The sequence below is a fragment of the Ruegeria sp. BC3 genome (genome assembly GCF_056539265.1).
On the sequence record NZ_JBQFUP010000001.1, the window covers coordinates 247974 to 264212 of the forward strand.

13 protein-coding genes and 1 tRNA gene are annotated in these 16239 nt (G+C 57.4%); 6 read left to right on the top strand and 8 right to left on the bottom strand.

Annotated features, from left to right (window positions below):
- Window positions 1–77: 77 nt before the first annotated feature.
- Together ACR0MV_RS01180 and aspT (ACR0MV_RS01185) are read left to right on the top strand one after the other, a co-directional pair.
- Window positions 78–167, top strand: a tRNA-Ser gene (locus tag ACR0MV_RS01180).
- Window positions 168–393: 226 nt separating this feature from the next.
- A complete protein-coding gene (gene aspT, locus ACR0MV_RS01185) occupies window positions 394–2094 on the top strand; it encodes an aspartate-alanine antiporter (protein ID WP_480700732.1) in 1701 nt (566 codons plus the stop codon).
- A gap of 3 nt (window positions 2095–2097) precedes the next feature.
- On the opposite strand, the gene aspT (ACR0MV_RS01190) is transcribed toward aspT (ACR0MV_RS01185), so the two are convergent.
- The 3 genes from aspT (ACR0MV_RS01190) to ACR0MV_RS01200 form a co-directional block, all read right to left on the bottom strand.
- Window positions 2098–3771, bottom strand: coding sequence for an aspartate-alanine antiporter (gene aspT, locus ACR0MV_RS01190; protein ID WP_480700733.1), 1674 nt, complete (start codon window positions 3769–3771; stop codon window positions 2098–2100).
- Window positions 3772–3800: 29 nt separating this feature from the next.
- Window positions 3801–5432, bottom strand: a complete 1632-nt coding sequence (locus ACR0MV_RS01195) for a bifunctional aspartate transaminase/aspartate 4-decarboxylase (protein ID WP_480700734.1) — start codon at window positions 5430–5432, stop codon at window positions 3801–3803.
- Between the two features lie 152 nt (window positions 5433–5584).
- The gene (locus tag ACR0MV_RS01200) at window positions 5585–6619 is read right to left on the bottom strand and encodes an AbrB family transcriptional regulator (protein ID WP_480700735.1); all 1035 of its coding nucleotides are present in this window, start codon (window positions 6617–6619) and stop codon (window positions 5585–5587) included.
- 253 nt (window positions 6620–6872) lie between these two features.
- Here ACR0MV_RS01200 and ACR0MV_RS01205 point away from each other — a divergent pair, with 253 nt between their 5' ends.
- Window positions 6873–7877: a GlxA family transcriptional regulator gene (locus ACR0MV_RS01205; RefSeq protein WP_480700736.1), complete on the top strand. Its 1005-nt coding sequence runs from the start codon at window positions 6873–6875 to the stop codon at window positions 7875–7877.
- An 8-nt stretch (window positions 7878–7885) separates the two neighbouring features.
- Here ACR0MV_RS01205 and ACR0MV_RS01210 read toward each other — a convergent pair whose 3' ends face one another.
- The 5 genes from ACR0MV_RS01210 to ACR0MV_RS01230 all read right to left on the bottom strand — a co-directional run bounded on the left by ACR0MV_RS01210 (window position 7886) and on the right by ACR0MV_RS01230 (window position 13873).
- On the bottom strand, window positions 7886–8446 hold the full coding sequence (locus tag ACR0MV_RS01210) for a sarcosine oxidase subunit gamma (protein WP_480700737.1): 561 nt from the start codon (window positions 8444–8446) through the stop codon (window positions 7886–7888).
- A complete protein-coding gene (locus ACR0MV_RS01215) occupies window positions 8439–11384 on the bottom strand; it encodes a sarcosine oxidase subunit alpha family protein (protein ID WP_480700738.1) in 2946 nt (981 codons plus the stop codon). The genes ACR0MV_RS01210 and ACR0MV_RS01215 overlap by 8 nt, the downstream gene beginning before the upstream one ends.
- Window positions 11381–11668 carry a sarcosine oxidase subunit delta gene (locus tag ACR0MV_RS01220; RefSeq protein WP_480700739.1) on the bottom strand — a complete coding sequence of 96 codons (288 nt, stop codon included), beginning with the start codon at window positions 11666–11668 and terminating at the stop codon, window positions 11381–11383. The genes ACR0MV_RS01215 and ACR0MV_RS01220 overlap by 4 nt, the downstream gene beginning before the upstream one ends.
- Before the next feature lie 13 nt (window positions 11669–11681).
- Complete coding sequence (locus ACR0MV_RS01225; RefSeq protein WP_480700740.1) at window positions 11682–12932, bottom strand: sarcosine oxidase subunit beta family protein; 1251 nt, start codon at window positions 12930–12932, stop codon at window positions 11682–11684.
- Between the two features lie 77 nt (window positions 12933–13009).
- Window positions 13010–13873 (bottom strand): LysR family transcriptional regulator, encoded by an 864-nt coding sequence (locus ACR0MV_RS01230; RefSeq protein ID WP_480700741.1) that lies wholly within the window; start codon window positions 13871–13873, stop codon window positions 13010–13012.
- A gap of 107 nt (window positions 13874–13980) precedes the next feature.
- On the opposite strand from ACR0MV_RS01230, the gene ACR0MV_RS01235 reads away from it, so the two are divergent.
- From ACR0MV_RS01235 to ACR0MV_RS01245, 3 genes are read left to right on the top strand one after another with little or no spacing between them, the layout of a single operon-like run.
- Complete coding sequence (locus ACR0MV_RS01235; protein WP_480700742.1) at window positions 13981–14580, top strand: amino acid synthesis family protein; 600 nt, start codon at window positions 13981–13983, stop codon at window positions 14578–14580.
- Window positions 14552–15331 carry an alpha/beta fold hydrolase gene (locus ACR0MV_RS01240; protein WP_480700743.1) on the top strand — a complete coding sequence of 260 codons (780 nt, stop codon included), beginning with the start codon at window positions 14552–14554 and terminating at the stop codon, window positions 15329–15331. Before ACR0MV_RS01235 ends, ACR0MV_RS01240 begins: the two co-directional genes overlap by 29 nt.
- Window positions 15328–16236: a flavin reductase gene (locus tag ACR0MV_RS01245; protein WP_480700744.1), complete on the top strand. Its 909-nt coding sequence runs from the start codon at window positions 15328–15330 to the stop codon at window positions 16234–16236. The genes ACR0MV_RS01240 and ACR0MV_RS01245 overlap by 4 nt, the downstream gene beginning before the upstream one ends.
- Window positions 16237–16239: the final 3 nt, after the last annotated feature.

The following is a 16239-nucleotide window of genomic DNA, read 5'->3' on the forward strand; positions in this document are numbered from 1 at the left end:
GCTTTCGATCAGAGGTAAAATTTCACTCTAATCGGGCCTTGCAAATCCCCCGGCGATAGTCCAAACATCCCGCTCACGGAGAGGTGGCCGAGTGGTCGAAGGCGCACGCCTGGAAAGTGTGTAGGCGGGAAACCGTCTCCAGGGTTCGAATCCCTGTCTCTCCGCCACAATCCCTTTTGTTGCATTTAGGCTACCGGTAAGACCAACGTTAAACGGGGCTGAATCCGCATGAACGGATTCAACTATTGAGCATGTCCAAGATTGACTAAATCAAAAATCTGATTGTTTACTTGTTATTGAAATGCTGAGACATGCCCCGGCTTTTTCCGTCGGGTTCTGATTTTTTCTCTTTTGTCGTGTGGCTTACACGACGAACAGGCAAGGGATTTGAATATGGAACTTCTAGCTGATCAATTGCGGACCTATCCGATCATGGCTTTGTTTTTGTGTTTGGGTCTCGGGTACGGGGTCGGCAAACTCAAGGTCGGGAAGTTCGAACTTGGTGGCATCGCGGGGACGTTGCTTGTCGCTGTGTTCGTGGGTCAGATCGGCGGAATCAACCTCAGCACCGATGTGCAGAATGTTTTCTTTTCCCTGTTCATTTTCATGGTCGGCTACAATGGCGGACCACAGTTTTTTGCGGCCCTGAACCGAACGGCGCTGACGAAGCTGCTGGCGGCCTTCATGATGACCCTGTGGGGGCTGTTCTTCGTGATTGTCGTCGCCAGATGGGCAGGGCTAGATAAGGGGCTGGCGGCCGGGCTTGCGGCGGGGGGACTTACGCAGTCCGCTATCATCGGAACCGCCGGGAACGCTATCGATTTGCTTGGGTTGGCGGCTGACGAAGCAGAGAAGCTGAAAACCAATATCGCGGTCGGGTACTCGGTGACGTATATCTTTGGCTCGATTGGCCCAATTCTGGCGGTCAGTGTCATCCCGATCATCATGAAATGGAACCTTCGGGAAGAGGCGTTAAAACTTGCCCAAAAGCTCAGCGGTGGCGGGCGAAATCTGGAAGAGGGTGAGTTCCTGCCGATGAACCGCTTTGACGCACGGGCCTACCGCGTTCAGGACGGAGCCCAGATCGTCGGTCAGTCGGTCAAAGAAATCGAGGCAGGGTTTGACGAGGATATTCTGGTCGAACGTCTTCTGCAGGATGGCGTGGCCGTGGATGCGGCCCCTGATACGAAGGTCAGCGCCGGTGATCTGGTTGTTGTTTCAGGCCTTGTTTCCGGGCTGGCCAAGTTCGAAAGCTCGGCAGGAAGCGAGGTCGGAGAAATACCGCCCGAAATGGTCATCGTTGAAGAGCGGCGCAATGTTGTTATCACCAATCCCAAACTGGCAGGCAAAACCCTGATCCAACTGCGCGAGGCGATTTCGGCTGATCAGCGTCGTGGCGTCTACATCTCAAAAATCACGCGCATGGGTCATGACGTTCCGGTGCTGCACAACACCGAGATTCATGCAGGTGACGAGGTCAGCATTGTGGGCCACAAGGACGATTTGAACCGGGCCGCCAAGTTTGCTGGCTATGTTCCGCCCTCAGCATCGGTCACAAATTTCATCGCCCTGGGGATTGGCGTTGCCGTGGGGTATCTGGTTGGCGAAATCAGTTTTGTCATTGCGGGAACGAATGTTGCGCTGGGGTCGGGACTTGGGTGCCTGGTGACTGGCTTGATCATCGGTTACCTGCGGACGCGCCGCCCCAAGATCGGAGGCATCAACCGCGGTGCAGCCAACTTCTTGCAGAGCTTTGGCTTGGCGGTATTCGTCGGTGTGGTTGGCTTGAATGCCGGACAGCCCGCGCTGCAGGCTATTCAGGAATACGGGATCACCTTGCTGCTTCTTGGTGTTGTCGTGACATTGATGCCGATGATCGTCCAGTTTCCGATCAATTACATCGCGCTGCGCATTCGTAATCCGATTGAGGCTTGTGCCGTCGTGACGGGGTCACGGTCGGGCAATCCGGGCTTTGCAACATTGTTGGAAAAGGCGGGGAACTCGACCCCGACGCCTGCGTTCACGATGACCTACGCTGTCGCAAACATCTTCCTGACGCTTTGGGGGCCGCTGGTCGTGGCTTTTGTCCCGTAAGGGTCAGATCAACAGGATAACGATGACAGAGCCCCATAGAGCCAACAACACGTTACCGACAGCGTAACCCAACCCATAGCCAAGCGTGGGCACCTGGCTTTGCGCAGCTTCCTGAACGGCCGCCAGGGCGGGGGCTGAGGTTCCCGCTCCGCAACAGGTTCCGGCCAGAACGCCTTCGTTGATCTTGAAGACTTTGCGACCGACAAAAATGGCCGTTCCATGGGCCAAAATGACGATGGCCAATGATCCGACAATCAGTGACGGCCCGCTTTCCAGCACACCAGTGACGAAACTTGTCCCTGACGTGATCCCGACGCAGGCCACGAAGACGCACAAGCCGACCGAGTCGAATATCCATAGCGTTGCCTCGGGCACAAATCCGAATGTCCTGCGTACAGAGCGCAGCCAGCCCGCAACCAGACCGCCCAATAGAACACCGACCGATGTTCCGAGACCAAGTTCGATTGCACCGTACTTCAGCGCCGGGATGCCAATCAGCCCGCCGAGCAAGATGAAGAACGCAACAAAGACCATGTCGGTCTTGCTTGTTGCCCGGTCCAGATAGCCCAGCGCCGCTGCGGCGTCTTCGATATGGCTTCGGGTGCCAGAGACGGTCACTACGTCGCCTTTGTGCAAAGTCACACCGCGGAAGATCGGTAACCGCTCGCCGCTGCGCATCATACCGCGCAGAAAGACCGTGCGTGCCTCGGGCCGGGTCGATAATTCGCCCAGCGTTTGATTAACAACCGCGTTTTTGGTGACAACGATATCGTCGGTTTCAACCGGCAGATCCAGCAACTCGGGGTCTTCGACCTCTTCTCCGATCTGGTCCGAGTGGTCGATCAAAAATGAGCGCATTCCAGCAATGGCGGCTATGTCCCCATCTTTCAGAACCATATCCCGAGAGGTCTGCAGGATTTTGTCGTCACGCCGCACCCTGTCGATGTAGGCCCGGACATGCCTGGGCACCCGGGCTTCGACTTCGGCAACAGTATGACCCGCGAACTCATGGGCAATGCGGTACGCCCGCGCCTCAAAGTCCCGATGCTGCGGCACCATGGGGGCCGAGTCATCGTCCAGCTCTGCCTCGTATTCTGCACAGGCCTCTTGCAAAGACCGGCCATAGAACCGCGGCGCAAGCTGCGTGTGAAAGAAGATCGTCGCGATGACGCCGACAAAATAGGCAACTGCAAATCCGGTCGCGATTTCGGCGTCAAAAATCTCCTGTGCCGTTTCATCGGCTCCGGTTTTGGCAAAAGCATCGATTGCAACACCAAGCGTGGCGCTTTCCGTTGCACCGCCTGCCAAAAGCCCGGCAGCTATTCCCACCGAAAGACCCATCAAAGGTGCCAGCAGAACTGCAACCAACAATGCCACGACGCAAAGCAGCGCGGTAACGGCGATCTGGGGAAGGGCGCTTAGATTTAGCGACCGGAAGAACTGTGGCCCGGTTCTGTACCCAATCGAAAAGAGGAACAGTAAGAAGAACGCCTGTTTGAGGTCATCGGACACGACCACCCCTGTCTGGCCGACAAGGACGCCGGCCAGAAGACAGCCCGCCACCGATCCGACGGTGAACGAGCCTATGGTGATTTTTCCAATCGAATAGCCAAGGGCAAGGCTGCAAAACAAAGCCAGTTCCGGGTGATCGATAAAGATCGAGCCGATCAGTTCCATAAAGCTGTGCCCTTTGTCTGCAGTTGTTCTCAGCCGTGCAAGGGCAGCCCTTTTGAGGCGCGATAGGCTTGCACATAGCCCGTGGCGACGGCGCGAACAGCCCGTCCGATCTGTCGATAGGCGCTGTCATCCAAATTGGCGAACGACACCCGTGCGGACCAGTTCGGCGCATCGAACCCCGATCCGTTCAGCAATACGATCCCGTGGTCCTGCGCCAGTTTGAACGAGATATCCAGCGGATGGACGTTTTCCTTGATCCATTCCACCACATCCTCGCCGACGTATTTCCGCAGCCAGAATTCAAAGTCGATGATGCCATAGTACTTGTCGAAAAGCGGATTGTCCGGCACCTCAATCCCCAGACCTTCGACCAGTTCGTCAAAACGATGCTTGAGGATACCCCAGCAGAACGCCTGATAGTGTTTCTCTTCATCCATCAACTCAACCAGCGAGAACAGCGTCATCATCACCTGTTGCGGCACCGAAAGGCCTGCCGTGTGGTTCAAGGCCACATCGCGGCTGTCAGCCACGATCCGGTCGATGAACTTGAACGAGGACGGGTCAGGTGTCAGCGTCTCGTACCGGGCATTCACGACGGCTTTGACGTCCTCGGGGGCCTCGGCAATCATCTTGTCAAAGATGTTGTTCTGAGACACCAGAATCGCACCCAGCCGCCAGCCTGTGCAGCCGAAGTACTTTGAGTATGAGTAAACGCCGATGGTGTTCTCGGGCAGGTGGCCCATTACGGACTCAAAGTTCGGAACGAAAGTTCCGTAAACGTCGTCTGTCAGGATAATCAGATCAGGTCGGCGCGTTTTTACGAATTCGACCAATCGCACCATCACTTCGGGGCTGATTGCAACAGAGGACGGGTTGCCCGGGTTAACCAGAAACAGCGCTTTTACCTTTGGGTCGGCCAGTTGCTCCAGATCGTCATCGGTAAGCTGGAAATGGTCTTCTTCTTCCGAAGAGACATCCACAACATTCAGCCCGTAGTCCTCAAGCACAGGCATTTCGAGGTAAGGCGTGAAGATCGGAGTGCCCAGGGCGATTGTGTCACCAGCATTGAGCAGCCTCTGGTTTTTGAGCGCTTTGAAGATATAGCACATCGCAGCAGTTCCGCCTTCGACCGCGTAGATGTCGAACTTGGCGTCGAGCCTGTGCCCGGAGCACATGGCCCACATCACGTATTCATGGACGATCGCCTCGTTGTGCTGCAGGCAGCGGTCAGGCATTGGATAATGGTCGCCGATGATGCCGTCGGTAAGTTCCAGCACGAAATCGTCAGGGGTGAAACCAAATTTCTCAATCGCGAAATCGACCACGGCGGTCAGCGTGTCCGCGCCCGGAGGGCCGTTCCTGTCTTGCGATGCCTGGCAATAGGCCTTGAGCCGGTCGTAACAGCCGGGTCCCTGCGGCATACCCGCCAGGCCGACCTCTGGTTCATTGCGATGCCGCTGCGCCTCGGTCATGGCGAACTGGCCAAGCAGGAAAAACGCCTCACGAGCTTTGGTGGCGATCCAGTTGGGGTTGCCGCGCCCTGCGTTCAGGTAGGGCAGGGCCATCTGGCGCGACTCTTTTTGCGCCAGTTTGATAAGTTCGTCTTTGATTTGAAATGGGCTGAGATTTTCGAACTTGTGAAGATCAAGTGTGTCAGACATCGCGTCACATCCATGATTTAAAGATCGGAATAAAGTGATTTGATACTAAGGACCTGCGCCTTCGCCTGTAAACAAAAAGGATTGATCGGTTCACCGGGTCTTCAACTGGAAAGAGTGAAAACCAACCAGCCAGAAACACTGGAGGCTTACGGCTACTTCTCCGATTTGGACCAGCGCACAAGAAGGCTGGCCGCAATTGGTGCGCCGATGATCACCACGACAATGCGGGTCAAGTGGTGCGTAACAACATATCCCAGGTCAGCACCGGACACGATGGCCAGAACAGTCATCTCGGCCTGACCGCCAGGTGCAAAGGCCAGGAATGCTTCGACCGGTTGGCCCAACCCAACTGCCGTGACAACGACTGTGAAAGCTGCGGCCAGAACGGCTAGTAGGATTACGTAGGTGAACCCTGCTGCCACAACGCGCCGGAGCTCCGACCAGGTGACGCCTACGAATTTGACGCCAATCCCGCAGCCGATGAAGAACTGCGCGAACAAGATCGCCTCGCGTGGGGGACGTGTATGGATAAAATCCCCAAGTGACAGCGCCGCAGTCAGGATCAATGGCCCAAGGATGGAGGCACCGAACAAACCGATCTTCTCTCCGCCTTTCCAGCCTATAAAGGCCGCGATGACCATAAGGATCAGTTCGTGCGGGGGCAGGGCCGAGGCAGGTTCGCCGAGGGGATTGGTCAACTCGGCTCCGTAAAACACCGTCAGGAAGATGGGCGCCAACGTGACAATGATCAGAACCCGCGTCCCGTGCACCAATGACAGCACGCGCGGATTTGAACCGGCCTCTGTGCCAAAGATGACCATGTCCTGAAAGCCACCGGGCATTGCCGCGTAGAACGCAGTTTTGTCGTCAAACCCCCAGAACTTGCGGAAGAACGGGACGCCGACCACCGCGATCAGCAAGATAAAGACCGGGACCAGCAAGAGCGACGTTGCCATCTTGGGCAGCTCTGCAAACAGGCTGGGCGTTATGGATGCGCCAACGGCGACGCCAAGGATCGTTCTGGCCGCAACCGAGACCTGACCGAAATCCCGTATCGGTGAATGCGCAAGTGCCGCGATAAGACAGGCCGACATAGGGCCGAACAGGAAAGGGAGCGGTAGGTTCAAAAACCAGAACACCGCAGTGCCCAATCCGGCAATCAGAAGAGTGTTCAGTCTTTGAAACATTGCTGAAGAGTGCAGACTTGCGGAGGCCAAAGACGGGTTCCATCTGGGTTGAGTCTATAATGTATGCAGTTGTATACAATATGGGGGTGATTGCAATGACCCGGTCCAAAAATCTCGATATGACACTGCGGATTTCTGCCTATTGAATGTGCCTGATGTCCTCATTGACTATTTTGGCAGGTAAGAGTGCGACCATGAAATGCAGTTTCCTTAGCATATAGGGCTAATGCGGAATTCCTGTTAGGACGGCCTTATGCGCAAGGAAGATAGAATCGAAATAGGGTTTTTGCTGTTTGACGGCTTTCCAATGGCCTGTCTGACCTCAGTGATCGAGCCATTGCGGGCGGCCAATGAAATTGCCGCGCAAGCGGCGTTCAGTTGGTCCTTGCTGTCCGAGCATGGCCAAAAGGTAAAATCTAGCGCCGGTGTCCGGTTTGAAGCTGAGAGGTCGCTGACCGAATGCAGGGGCATCGACATCCTTTTTCTACTCAGCAGTCCAACATCGGGATTCGATGACGCAACTTTGGGCAACGGTGCTCTGCGAAACCTTGGGCGTCACGGTTCTGTTTTGGGTGGTATCAGTGGCGGGGTTTTCCCTCTGGTGCGGTCAGGTGTAATGGGTGGGCAGCCTGTTTCGGTCCACTGGTGTTACGAAGCTGCGTTTTTGGCTGAGTTTCCCGAAGTGGACGCTCGTAGTGAGGTGATCGTTAAAACTTCAACGCGCTACACTGCAGCCGGCGCGGCGGCAGGGTTCGACCTGGCCCTGCATCTGATCGAGGACCGGTTGGGCGGTGATGTCGCTCATGAGGTCGCTTGCTGGTTTCAGCACCCGATGATGCGCGGGGCAGGGGTGCGCCAACAGGTTCCGACTGCGACCATGCCAGATACGGGCGACAGTCTTCCGCCACTGGTGTCACGCTGCGTCGACCTGTTTGCCGGGAATATGAGCGAGCCGATTTCGATTGCGGAAGTGGCCGAGAAGATTGGTGTTACACCACGTCAGGTAGAGCGGGCGTTCAAGCAGGCAACGGGGCAGAGCCCCAGCCATTACTACCGCGCTATGCGAATGAAGGCGGCGCGGCAGATGGTTGTTTATACAAAAGACCCGATCGCAGAGATTGCCGCGGCCATTGGATATGGGTCCGTCGCGCCATTGGTCACGCACTACCGGTCAGCCTTTGGGTTGAGCCCCAGCGAAGATCGGCGCAGAATCAATCGATTCCGCGTCGAAGATAATGCGCCCTTGCCGTCGGTCTGAGGCGTGGCTTAAAGCGCCGACCGCATCGCTGTAATAATTGCATGGTGCAGTGAGCCTGCCGACGATCGGGGGCCGTAGATGCTGAACTCTTCCGGTGACCGGCACAGGACAAAGCAGCCGACATGGTGGATCGAACAGCGCGCGACGCTGCCCGCTCTGATCTTGCGCAGATCGAGCATACACAACAGCTCTAACACGGACGCCAATGAGTCGCCTGTAAGGTCAAACCGGGTCCACGCGTCTGTCTGTTCGGTCACCGAGGCGCTGTCGCCAATGGCCGATTTGACCTGATCGGCGAGGTCTTCGTGGCTGTCGAAAGGTGCCTCGATCATCCATTGATCTGGGCCGGACCAGAAGGCCGCGATTATACCGCCGGCATGTTGTCCGACATCAGGGGCAGAGGCATCGATCAGTTTGGCCAGAGCCTTTTGGGCCTTGGCTTCCTGTCCCAGACGCGCCGCGACGGACGCAAGCGCAACGCCCGGATTTTCCGTGCAGGTGACCCCGGCAACAGTGTCGACACGCGGCGTTGTCCCGCCCAAAGCGGTTATTGCAACTAGATCATGCACGCAGACGCTCTCCTTCAGGGTCAACGAAATGGGCCGATACGATTTCGACCTCGACGGTCAGATCGGTTAGGGGCGACACAAGCCGCATTTTCTCGCCCATCCGATTTGCGCCGTCCTTCAAAAGTGCCAGCCCGATATTGCTGTTCAGAATGGGCGAGTACGCAGCCGAGGTGGCGTAGCCTTGATCGTTGGCCGCATCGACCGGACCGGTGGCGTTCATCAGATGACCGCCGGGGGTGATTTTATCTTCCGGGGATACAGGTTTCAGGCCCACCAACCGCAATACGTCCGGTTCCACCAAAGCCTCGCGTTCAGACAGGATCGATCCGATGCTGTCCTTCTTCTTGGACACCATCTTGCCCATGCCCAGATTCAGCGCCGTGGTGGTCCCGTTCAGTTCGTTGCCTGCCGCGTGGCCCTTTTCGATCCGCATCACGCCCAGCGCTTCGGTACCATAGGGAACAACATCAAACTCTTCTCCTTCGGACATCAAGCGCCGCATCAGGGCGTCGCCATACCGCGCGGGAACGGCGATTTCGAACGCCAGCTCGCCTGAGAAGGAGATGCGGAACAACCGTGCGCGCAGCCCGCCGCAAACGGTGATGTTTCCGCAGGCCATGAATGGGAAAGCCTCGTTCGAGATGTCGAACTCGGGGTCGACGATCTTTTGCAGAAGCTTGCGCGAGTTTGGCCCGGCAACCGCATATTGCGCCCACGACTCGGTGGTCGAGATCAGCTGTACGTCCATATCCGGGAACAGGCATTGGCGCACGAATTCCATGTGTCGATAGACACTTACGGCATTGGCTGTGGTGGTTGTGACGACAAAATGATCCTCGGCCAAACGTGCGGCGGTTCCGTCATCCATCACCATGCCGTCCTCGCGCAGCATCAGGCCATAGCGAGTTTTGCCCACGGCCAGCTTGGCGAAGCCGTTGGCGTAAACGCGGTTCAGAAGCTCGGCAGCATCCGTGCCCTGTACATCGATCTTGCCCAGCGTCGTACAATCGCAGACGCCGACCGAGGCGCGGGTTTGCCGGACCTCACGATCCACAGATTCCCGCCAATGGGTCTCGCCGGGCAGGGGAAACCACTGCGCGCGCAACCAGTTGCCAGCCTCGACAAACACAGCGCCGCGTTCCTTGGCCCAGTGATGGGATGGCGTCAGGCGGGTCGGGTGGAATTCCTGTCCTTTCATTCGGCCTGCGAAGGTGCTGATCGGAACGGGGGTATATGGCGGACGAAAGATCGTCGTTCCCGTTTCAGGGATCGACTTTCCGGCAACCTCGGCCATGATCGCCAATCCGGTGATGTTCGATGTTTTACCCTGATCGGTCGCCATACCCAGTGTCGTGTACCGTTTGAGGTGCTCGACAGAGCGGAACCCTTCCTGATAGCTCAGCTTGACGTCTTTGACGGTCACATCGTTCTGCTGATCTACCCAGGCCCGTTTGCAGCCTTCGACATACCAGAACGGTTTCTGTGCAACCCGGGCGTCTTCGGCCTCGGGCAGTTCGGGTACGGCACCTTTCAAGTCCAATGCCGCCGCAGCGCCCTCGGCCCCGGATTGCAGCGCACCATAGGTCGACATCTGGCCGTTCGCGGCCCCGGCGACGGTCAGGCCAACAGGCAGGTTCGAACCGGGTACGAAAGCAGCCAGAGCTTCATTCCAGACCGGGCGTCCCCGTTGATGACAGGTCAGGTGAACGTTCGGGTTCCAGCCACCGGACACGCCCAGCGCGCCACAGTCCAGCGTGCGGGTCGAGCCGTCGGGCAGGGCGACCTCGACGAAGGTCAATCCCAAGCGCCCCTTGGTATCAATGACCTTCGCGCCGCTAAGGACTTCGTAGTCGTAGTTAACCGGAGCATCCTCGCGCACGTCGATAACTGCGCAGATGTGAACGCCCTTGGCGTGTAGATCTGCAGCCGTACGGTGACCGTCATCGTTGTTGGTAAAGATTGCGACACGCGGTGAGGCCGTGACGGCGAACCGGTTGGCATAGGTTCGCAAGGCGCTGGCCATCATGACGCCGGGGCGATCGTTGTTCTCGAACGCGATAGGCCGTTCGGTTGCACCCGCGCAAAGCAACGCCTTCTTGGTATAGATACGCCATAGGATCTGGCGCGGCTTACCTGCGGGCAGAGAGGGCAGGTGGTCGCCGGTCCGCTCGACCGCACCATAGATACCATGATCGAACGCACCGATAACGGTGGTTCTGGGCATCAGCCGGACGTTGGGCATAGAACTCAACTCGGCTACGGCCTGCGCGGCCCAATCGCTGGCGCTTTGATCGCCGACCGATAATGTCTCGCTGTTTAAACGCCCGCCATACTGGAAATCCTCATCGGCCAGAATGACATCTGCTCCAGCGCGTCCTGCGGTCAGCGCGGCCATCAAACCGGATGGACCCGCGCCAATGATCAGCAGATCGCAGTGGCGGAAGCCTTTGTCATATTCGTCCGGATCATCTTCCATCGACAAAGAGCCAAGGCCCGCAGCACGACGGATGATCGGCTCATAAACCTTTTCCCAAAAGGCCGCTGGCCACATGAAGGTCTTGTAGTAGAACCCGGCAGAAAGGAAGTTTGAGAACAGATCGTTCACGCCCAACGCGTCAAATTTCAGGCTGGGCCAGCGGTTTTGCGAGGTTGCCTCCAGCCCGTCGAACATCTCGATCGTCGTGGCGCGGGTGTTGGGCTCTTTGCGGGCACCTGTGCGCAGTTCAACGATGCCATTGGGTTCCTCGGACCCTGCGGTCAGCAGCCCGCGCGGGCGGTGATATTTGAACGACCGCCCAATCAGCCGCACGTCATTGGCCAGAAGGGCCGAGGCCAGCGTGTCGCCGGGATGGGCGCTATAGCTGCGATTGTCGAACCGGAAGTTCACAGTGGTGTTGCGGTCGATCTGTCCGCCGCTCAGTCGGTTGCTTTGGGTCATTTGGATCGCCCCCGCGCGCGGGCCACGTCGCGGGCCAATTCTACCTTCGAAATCTCGTGTGTGGTGGTGTCGCGTGTGACAACCAGCCATGATCGGTCGCCCGCCTCATGATACCAAAGCTCTCTGTGCTCGCCTGCAGGGTTGTCGCGCAGATAGGCGTAGTCATAGAACGCCTCGGCCGCGTCCTCGGCTTGCCAGTCGGGGCGGTCGATCAAGGATGCGTCGCCTAGATAGGTGAATTCAGCGGCGTCGCGCGGGCCTAAAAGGGGATGGTTGATAATCATGCTCTTGGTCCCCTCAGTGCAGGTTGGGCTGATTGCCCACGCCTTTTTCGTCGATCAGACGACCGGTGCGGAAGCGGTCCAATCGGTAAGCCGTGGCGACCGGATGCGGTTCGTCCTTTGCCAGCAAATGCGCAAAGCAATGGCCCGAAGCCGGGGTCGCCTTGAACCCGCCATAACACCAGCCGCCATTGAAATAGAGCCCTTCGACTGGAGTGCGATCGATGATGGGCGAGCCGTCCATCGACATATCCATCACACCGCCCCACATGCGCAGCAGACGCGCGCGACCAATCATCGGCATCAGGGCGATCCCGCCTTCGCAAACGTCTTCGACCACAGGCAGATTTCCGCGTTGGGCGTAGGTGTTGTAGCCGTCGATATCGCCGCCAAAGACCAGCCCACCTTTGTCGGACTGGCTGACATAGAAATGACCCGCCCCAAAGGTAATGACGCTGGGCAGGACAGGTTTCAGACCTTCAGACACAAACGCCTGCAACACGTGACTTTCGATGGGCAGGCGCATTCCGGCCATCCCCATCACGCGGCCTGAGTTGCCTGCGACCGCACAGCCGACTTTGTTAGCCCCGATAAAGCCTTTTGAGGTCTCAACACCCAGGCACTTGCCGTTTTCAATGCGCAGGCCCGTGACCTCGCAATTCTGGATGATGTCCACGCCGTGGCTGTCGGCGGATCGGGCAAAACCCCAGGCGACCGCGTCATGGCGCGCTGTTCCGGCGCGGCGCTGCACCAACCCGCCTTTGATCGGAAAGCGCGCGTCATCAAAATTCAGGTAGGGGTGTTCCTTGCGTACCTGATCGGCGTCCAGCAGCTCAGCATCTGCGCCGTGCAGGATCATGGCGTTACCACGACGGGTATAGGCATCGCGTTGCGCGTCCGAGTGGAACAGGTTGAGAATACCGCGTTGGCTCATCATCGCGTTGTAGTTCAGGTCTTGCTCCAGACCTTCCCACAGCTTCATCGAGAACTCATAGAACGGCTCGTTCCCGTCCAGCATGTAGTTCGAGCGGACGATAGTCGTGTTCCGCCCGACATTGCCGCCGCCGATCCAGCCCTTTTCGACCACGGCCACATTGCGCTGACCATAGACTTTGGACAGGTAGTGCGCAGTCGCCAGTCCATGACCGCCGCCACCGATGACGATGATTTCGTAATGGGCCTTGGGTTCTGGGTCTCGCCAGACCGGTTTCCACCCTTTGTGGCCGGTAAGCGCCTCTTTGATGACTCGAAAGCCGGAATATCGCATGAATCGGACCTTTTTCGCCAGAATTCACTATTTTTTTGCAGGGTGATATCCTCAGATGCGACATCGACATGTCTGAATCAGACCCTTTCGGGTGCTGTTTCAGGTATCAATTGTAAAAACCAAGATACGAATGCATCAACCTCGGGCGTCGTGTCTTGCTTAGCAAGAAAATACCCCTCGGTTGCGGTCGCGGATGCATCGAAAATGCGCTCAACCTGGCCTGAATTCAGGGCGTGTTCAGCGATCAAAGAATTTACAAGTGCCACCCCGCTACCGGTTGAGGCCAATTGCAGAGCCAAGCCATAGGAATCGACGAAAAACGCCGGTGCGTGGATCGCGTGGCCTGTGGCTTCGGACCAAGAGGTCCAGTTGTCGGATGTTCCTACGGCTTCGATCAACGGCAGGTCCTTGAATTCTCCGCTCAGGCCGGGAGCCTTAACAGCGATAAGGTGGTTAGGCTTCAAAGGAAGCGCGTCACGCCCGACCTGTTTTTCCGACCCGAACCGAATCTCGACGTTCGCCCGAAGTGCAGAATACTCATCCGGCCAGATTGTACTGACGAAACGCACTGACGTGTTTGGGTGTTGTTCCTGGAACCTAGGCAGGGCCGGAGAGATTACCCACTCAATGACACTAATCGAGGCCGCCACAGTGACGTGTCGCGCGCGTTCTTCGGTCAGATAAGGCGAGGCCGCGTTTTGCAACATCTCAAGTGCGGCTTCGACCTGCGGTAGCAGTTTGCGACCCTCATCCGTCAGCGACAGGCCGCGCGGATGCCGATGAAACAAAACAACACCAAGGCGCGATTCCAGCGATCTGATCTGCTGACTTACAGCGGATTGGGTCAACCCGATTTCATCCGCGGCAGCGGTTGAACTGAGCCTCCGCGCCGCAGCTTCGAAGGATCGGAACCATGTAAGGGGGGGCAGGGTTTTGGACATCTGCAAGTTACCTAGTAGTGTTGCTTATACCTAAGACCCAACTTCTTTCGTTTGTCAAAGAGCAGGCCGGCAAATGATATTTCCCAAACTCAAGATTGGGGGAAACCGTGCAGCCGGAAATTCGAAAAATAGTGACATTCGATGAGGAAGTTTTTGTCGAAGGGTACCGCAAAGCTGACCGCCCGTGGCGTATGTTCGCTGTGGCGGCGGTTGTCGCCAACCCTTGGGCCGGTCGGTACGTCGCGGACCTGCGTCCGGAAATTCTGGCTTATGGCCCGATCTTGGGCAAAGAACTGTCCAGTCGGGTGAACGCACTTGCCGGAGATGGCAAGGCAATCGAAGCCTATGGAAAAGCCGCAGTTGTGGGATTGGATGGAGAGGTCGAACATGCCTCGGGACTGATCCACACGTTGCACTTCGGGAACATCTTCCGGCAAGCCGTTGGCGCAAAGTCTTACCTGTCGTTCACAAACACCCGGGGTGCCGCCAACGCACCGATCATGGTGCCGCTGATGGACAAGAACGACGTGGGCCGCCGGTCACATTACCTGACGCTGCAATTTGCCATTCCCGATGCTCCGCGTGCCGATGAGATTGTCGTGGTTCTGGGGGGCGCGACCACGGGCCGCCCGCATCACCGTATCGGAGACCGTTATCAGGACTTGAAGGATTTGGGCCATGACGTGGACAACCCGGCCTCGGTCTGACATCGGCGATCTGGCCGCAATTGAGGCGGGCCAGGGTCCGCTTGTGGTGCTGCTCCACGGAGTTGGGCTGCGGGCCGAAGCCTGGGGCGCGCAGATCGATGCACTCTGCGGGGCCGGGTATCGCGTTTTGTGCCCCGACATGCCCGGGCATGGGGAATCTAAGTTTTGCAATTCCATCGGGTTGGAAGGGTATGCTGGTCTGGTCACGGGCATAATGAACGAACCGGTCGTTCTGGTTGGCCATTCGATGGGCGCATTGATTGCGCTGCATATCGCAGCGTCCGGCCACGAACAGGTGAAAGGTGTGGCGGCGCTGAACGCTGTCTACCGACGTTCGCCGGAAGCCCAAAAGGCTGTGTTGTCACGCGCCGCTGCGTTGGATGAAACGAGAACGAATGACCCGACTGCGACCTTGCAGCGCTGGTTCGGTGGCAATCCGTCGGAGGAATTTGCTGCCTGTTTGCGTTGGCTCCAAGAGGTCAATCCGGCTGCGTACAAGGCGGCTTATACTGTCTTTGCCGAAAGTGATGGGCCTGCCGATACGCAACTGGCGCAAACTAACTGTCCTGCTCTTTTTCTGACGGGCGAGGAAGAGCCCAATTCGACACCCCGCATGTCGCGCGACATGGCCCTCTTGGCACCAAAAGGGCAGGTAGAAGTCATCGCGAATGCGGCGCACATGATGCCCATGACGCATCCGTTCGAGGTCAATTCCAGTTTGCTGAGTTTTGTTCGGAGGTGCCTGCCGTGACAGAAATCGATACCCGAGCCCTGCGCGATGCGTTCGGCAGTTTCATGACAGGCGTAACGGTCGTTACGACCCGCGATAAATCCGGAGCGCCAGTTGGATTTACCGCCAACTCTTTCTCGTCCGTGTCCCTAGATCCACCGTTGTTACTTGTGTGTCCCGGCAAATTTTTGTCGAGCCACGACAAATTTGCGGAATGCGCGCATTTCGCCGTGAATATACTGGCAGACGGACAGCAAGACATCTCGAACACTTTTGCGGGTTTTAAAGGCGATCGTTTCGCGAAGGCTGCAAATAGCGAGGGCCATCACGGGTTGCCCTTGATTGATGGCGCATTGGCTCAGTTTTGCTGTGAAACGCATCAGGCAATACCAGCCGGAGATCACACGGTCCTGATCGGTAAGGTCAATGCATTCACTCACGCCAAGGGGAACGGTCTTGGCTACGCGAATGGATCCTATTTCAGCCTTGGCCTCGAACGCGAGATGGACGCCAAAGTGCCAACAGTCTGCGGGGCGATTGTCGAGGCCAACGGCAAGGTGCTGCTGGAACGAAACGATGGAGCGCTGCGACCGGTCCAAATCGCCGGCGTCGAACCCGGCGGGCAACGCAACCGGCTGGCTGAGGGTTTATCCGGACGCGGCATCAACGCGCAGATCGAACAGGTCTATTCTTCGTTCAACGATATCGAAACGAACCTGCACTACACGTTCTTTCTGGCCTCTTCCGATCGGAACACTCCGACGGATGATGCCGAGTGGATCAGCGTCAGCGACCTGCCTGATCTGACCTATGCCAGCCGGGGTATCCACCACATGATGACCCGCTATGCCGTTGAAGCCCGCGAAGGCGTTTTCGGGCTTTATCTTGGCGACGCCGAACACGGCGAAATTCACAGTTTTCGGTAAAGG

Excerpts from the sequence above, each read along its gene's own strand:
- aspT (WP_480700732.1), top strand. The coding sequence starts at position 394 with ATGGAACTTCTAGCTGATCAATTGCGGACCTATCCGATCATGGCTTTG.
- aspT (WP_480700733.1), bottom strand. The coding sequence starts at position 3,771 with ATGGAACTGATCGGCTCGATCTTTATCGATCACCCGGAACTGGCTTTG.
- ACR0MV_RS01195 (WP_480700734.1), bottom strand. The coding sequence starts at position 5,432 with ATGTCTGACACACTTGATCTTCACAAGTTCGAAAATCTCAGCCCATTT.
- ACR0MV_RS01200 (WP_480700735.1), bottom strand. The coding sequence starts at position 6,619 with ATGTTTCAAAGACTGAACACTCTTCTGATTGCCGGATTGGGCACTGCG.
- ACR0MV_RS01205 (WP_480700736.1), top strand. The coding sequence starts at position 6,873 with ATGCGCAAGGAAGATAGAATCGAAATAGGGTTTTTGCTGTTTGACGGC.
- ACR0MV_RS01215 (WP_480700738.1), bottom strand. The coding sequence starts at position 11,384 with ATGACCCAAAGCAACCGACTGAGCGGCGGACAGATCGACCGCAACACC.
- ACR0MV_RS01220 (WP_480700739.1), bottom strand. The coding sequence starts at position 11,668 with ATGATTATCAACCATCCCCTTTTAGGCCCGCGCGACGCCGCTGAATTC.
- ACR0MV_RS01225 (WP_480700740.1), bottom strand. The coding sequence starts at position 12,932 with ATGCGATATTCCGGCTTTCGAGTCATCAAAGAGGCGCTTACCGGCCAC.
- ACR0MV_RS01230 (WP_480700741.1), bottom strand. The coding sequence starts at position 13,873 with ATGTCCAAAACCCTGCCCCCCCTTACATGGTTCCGATCCTTCGAAGCT.
- ACR0MV_RS01240 (WP_480700743.1), top strand. The coding sequence starts at position 14,552 with ATGACGTGGACAACCCGGCCTCGGTCTGACATCGGCGATCTGGCCGCA.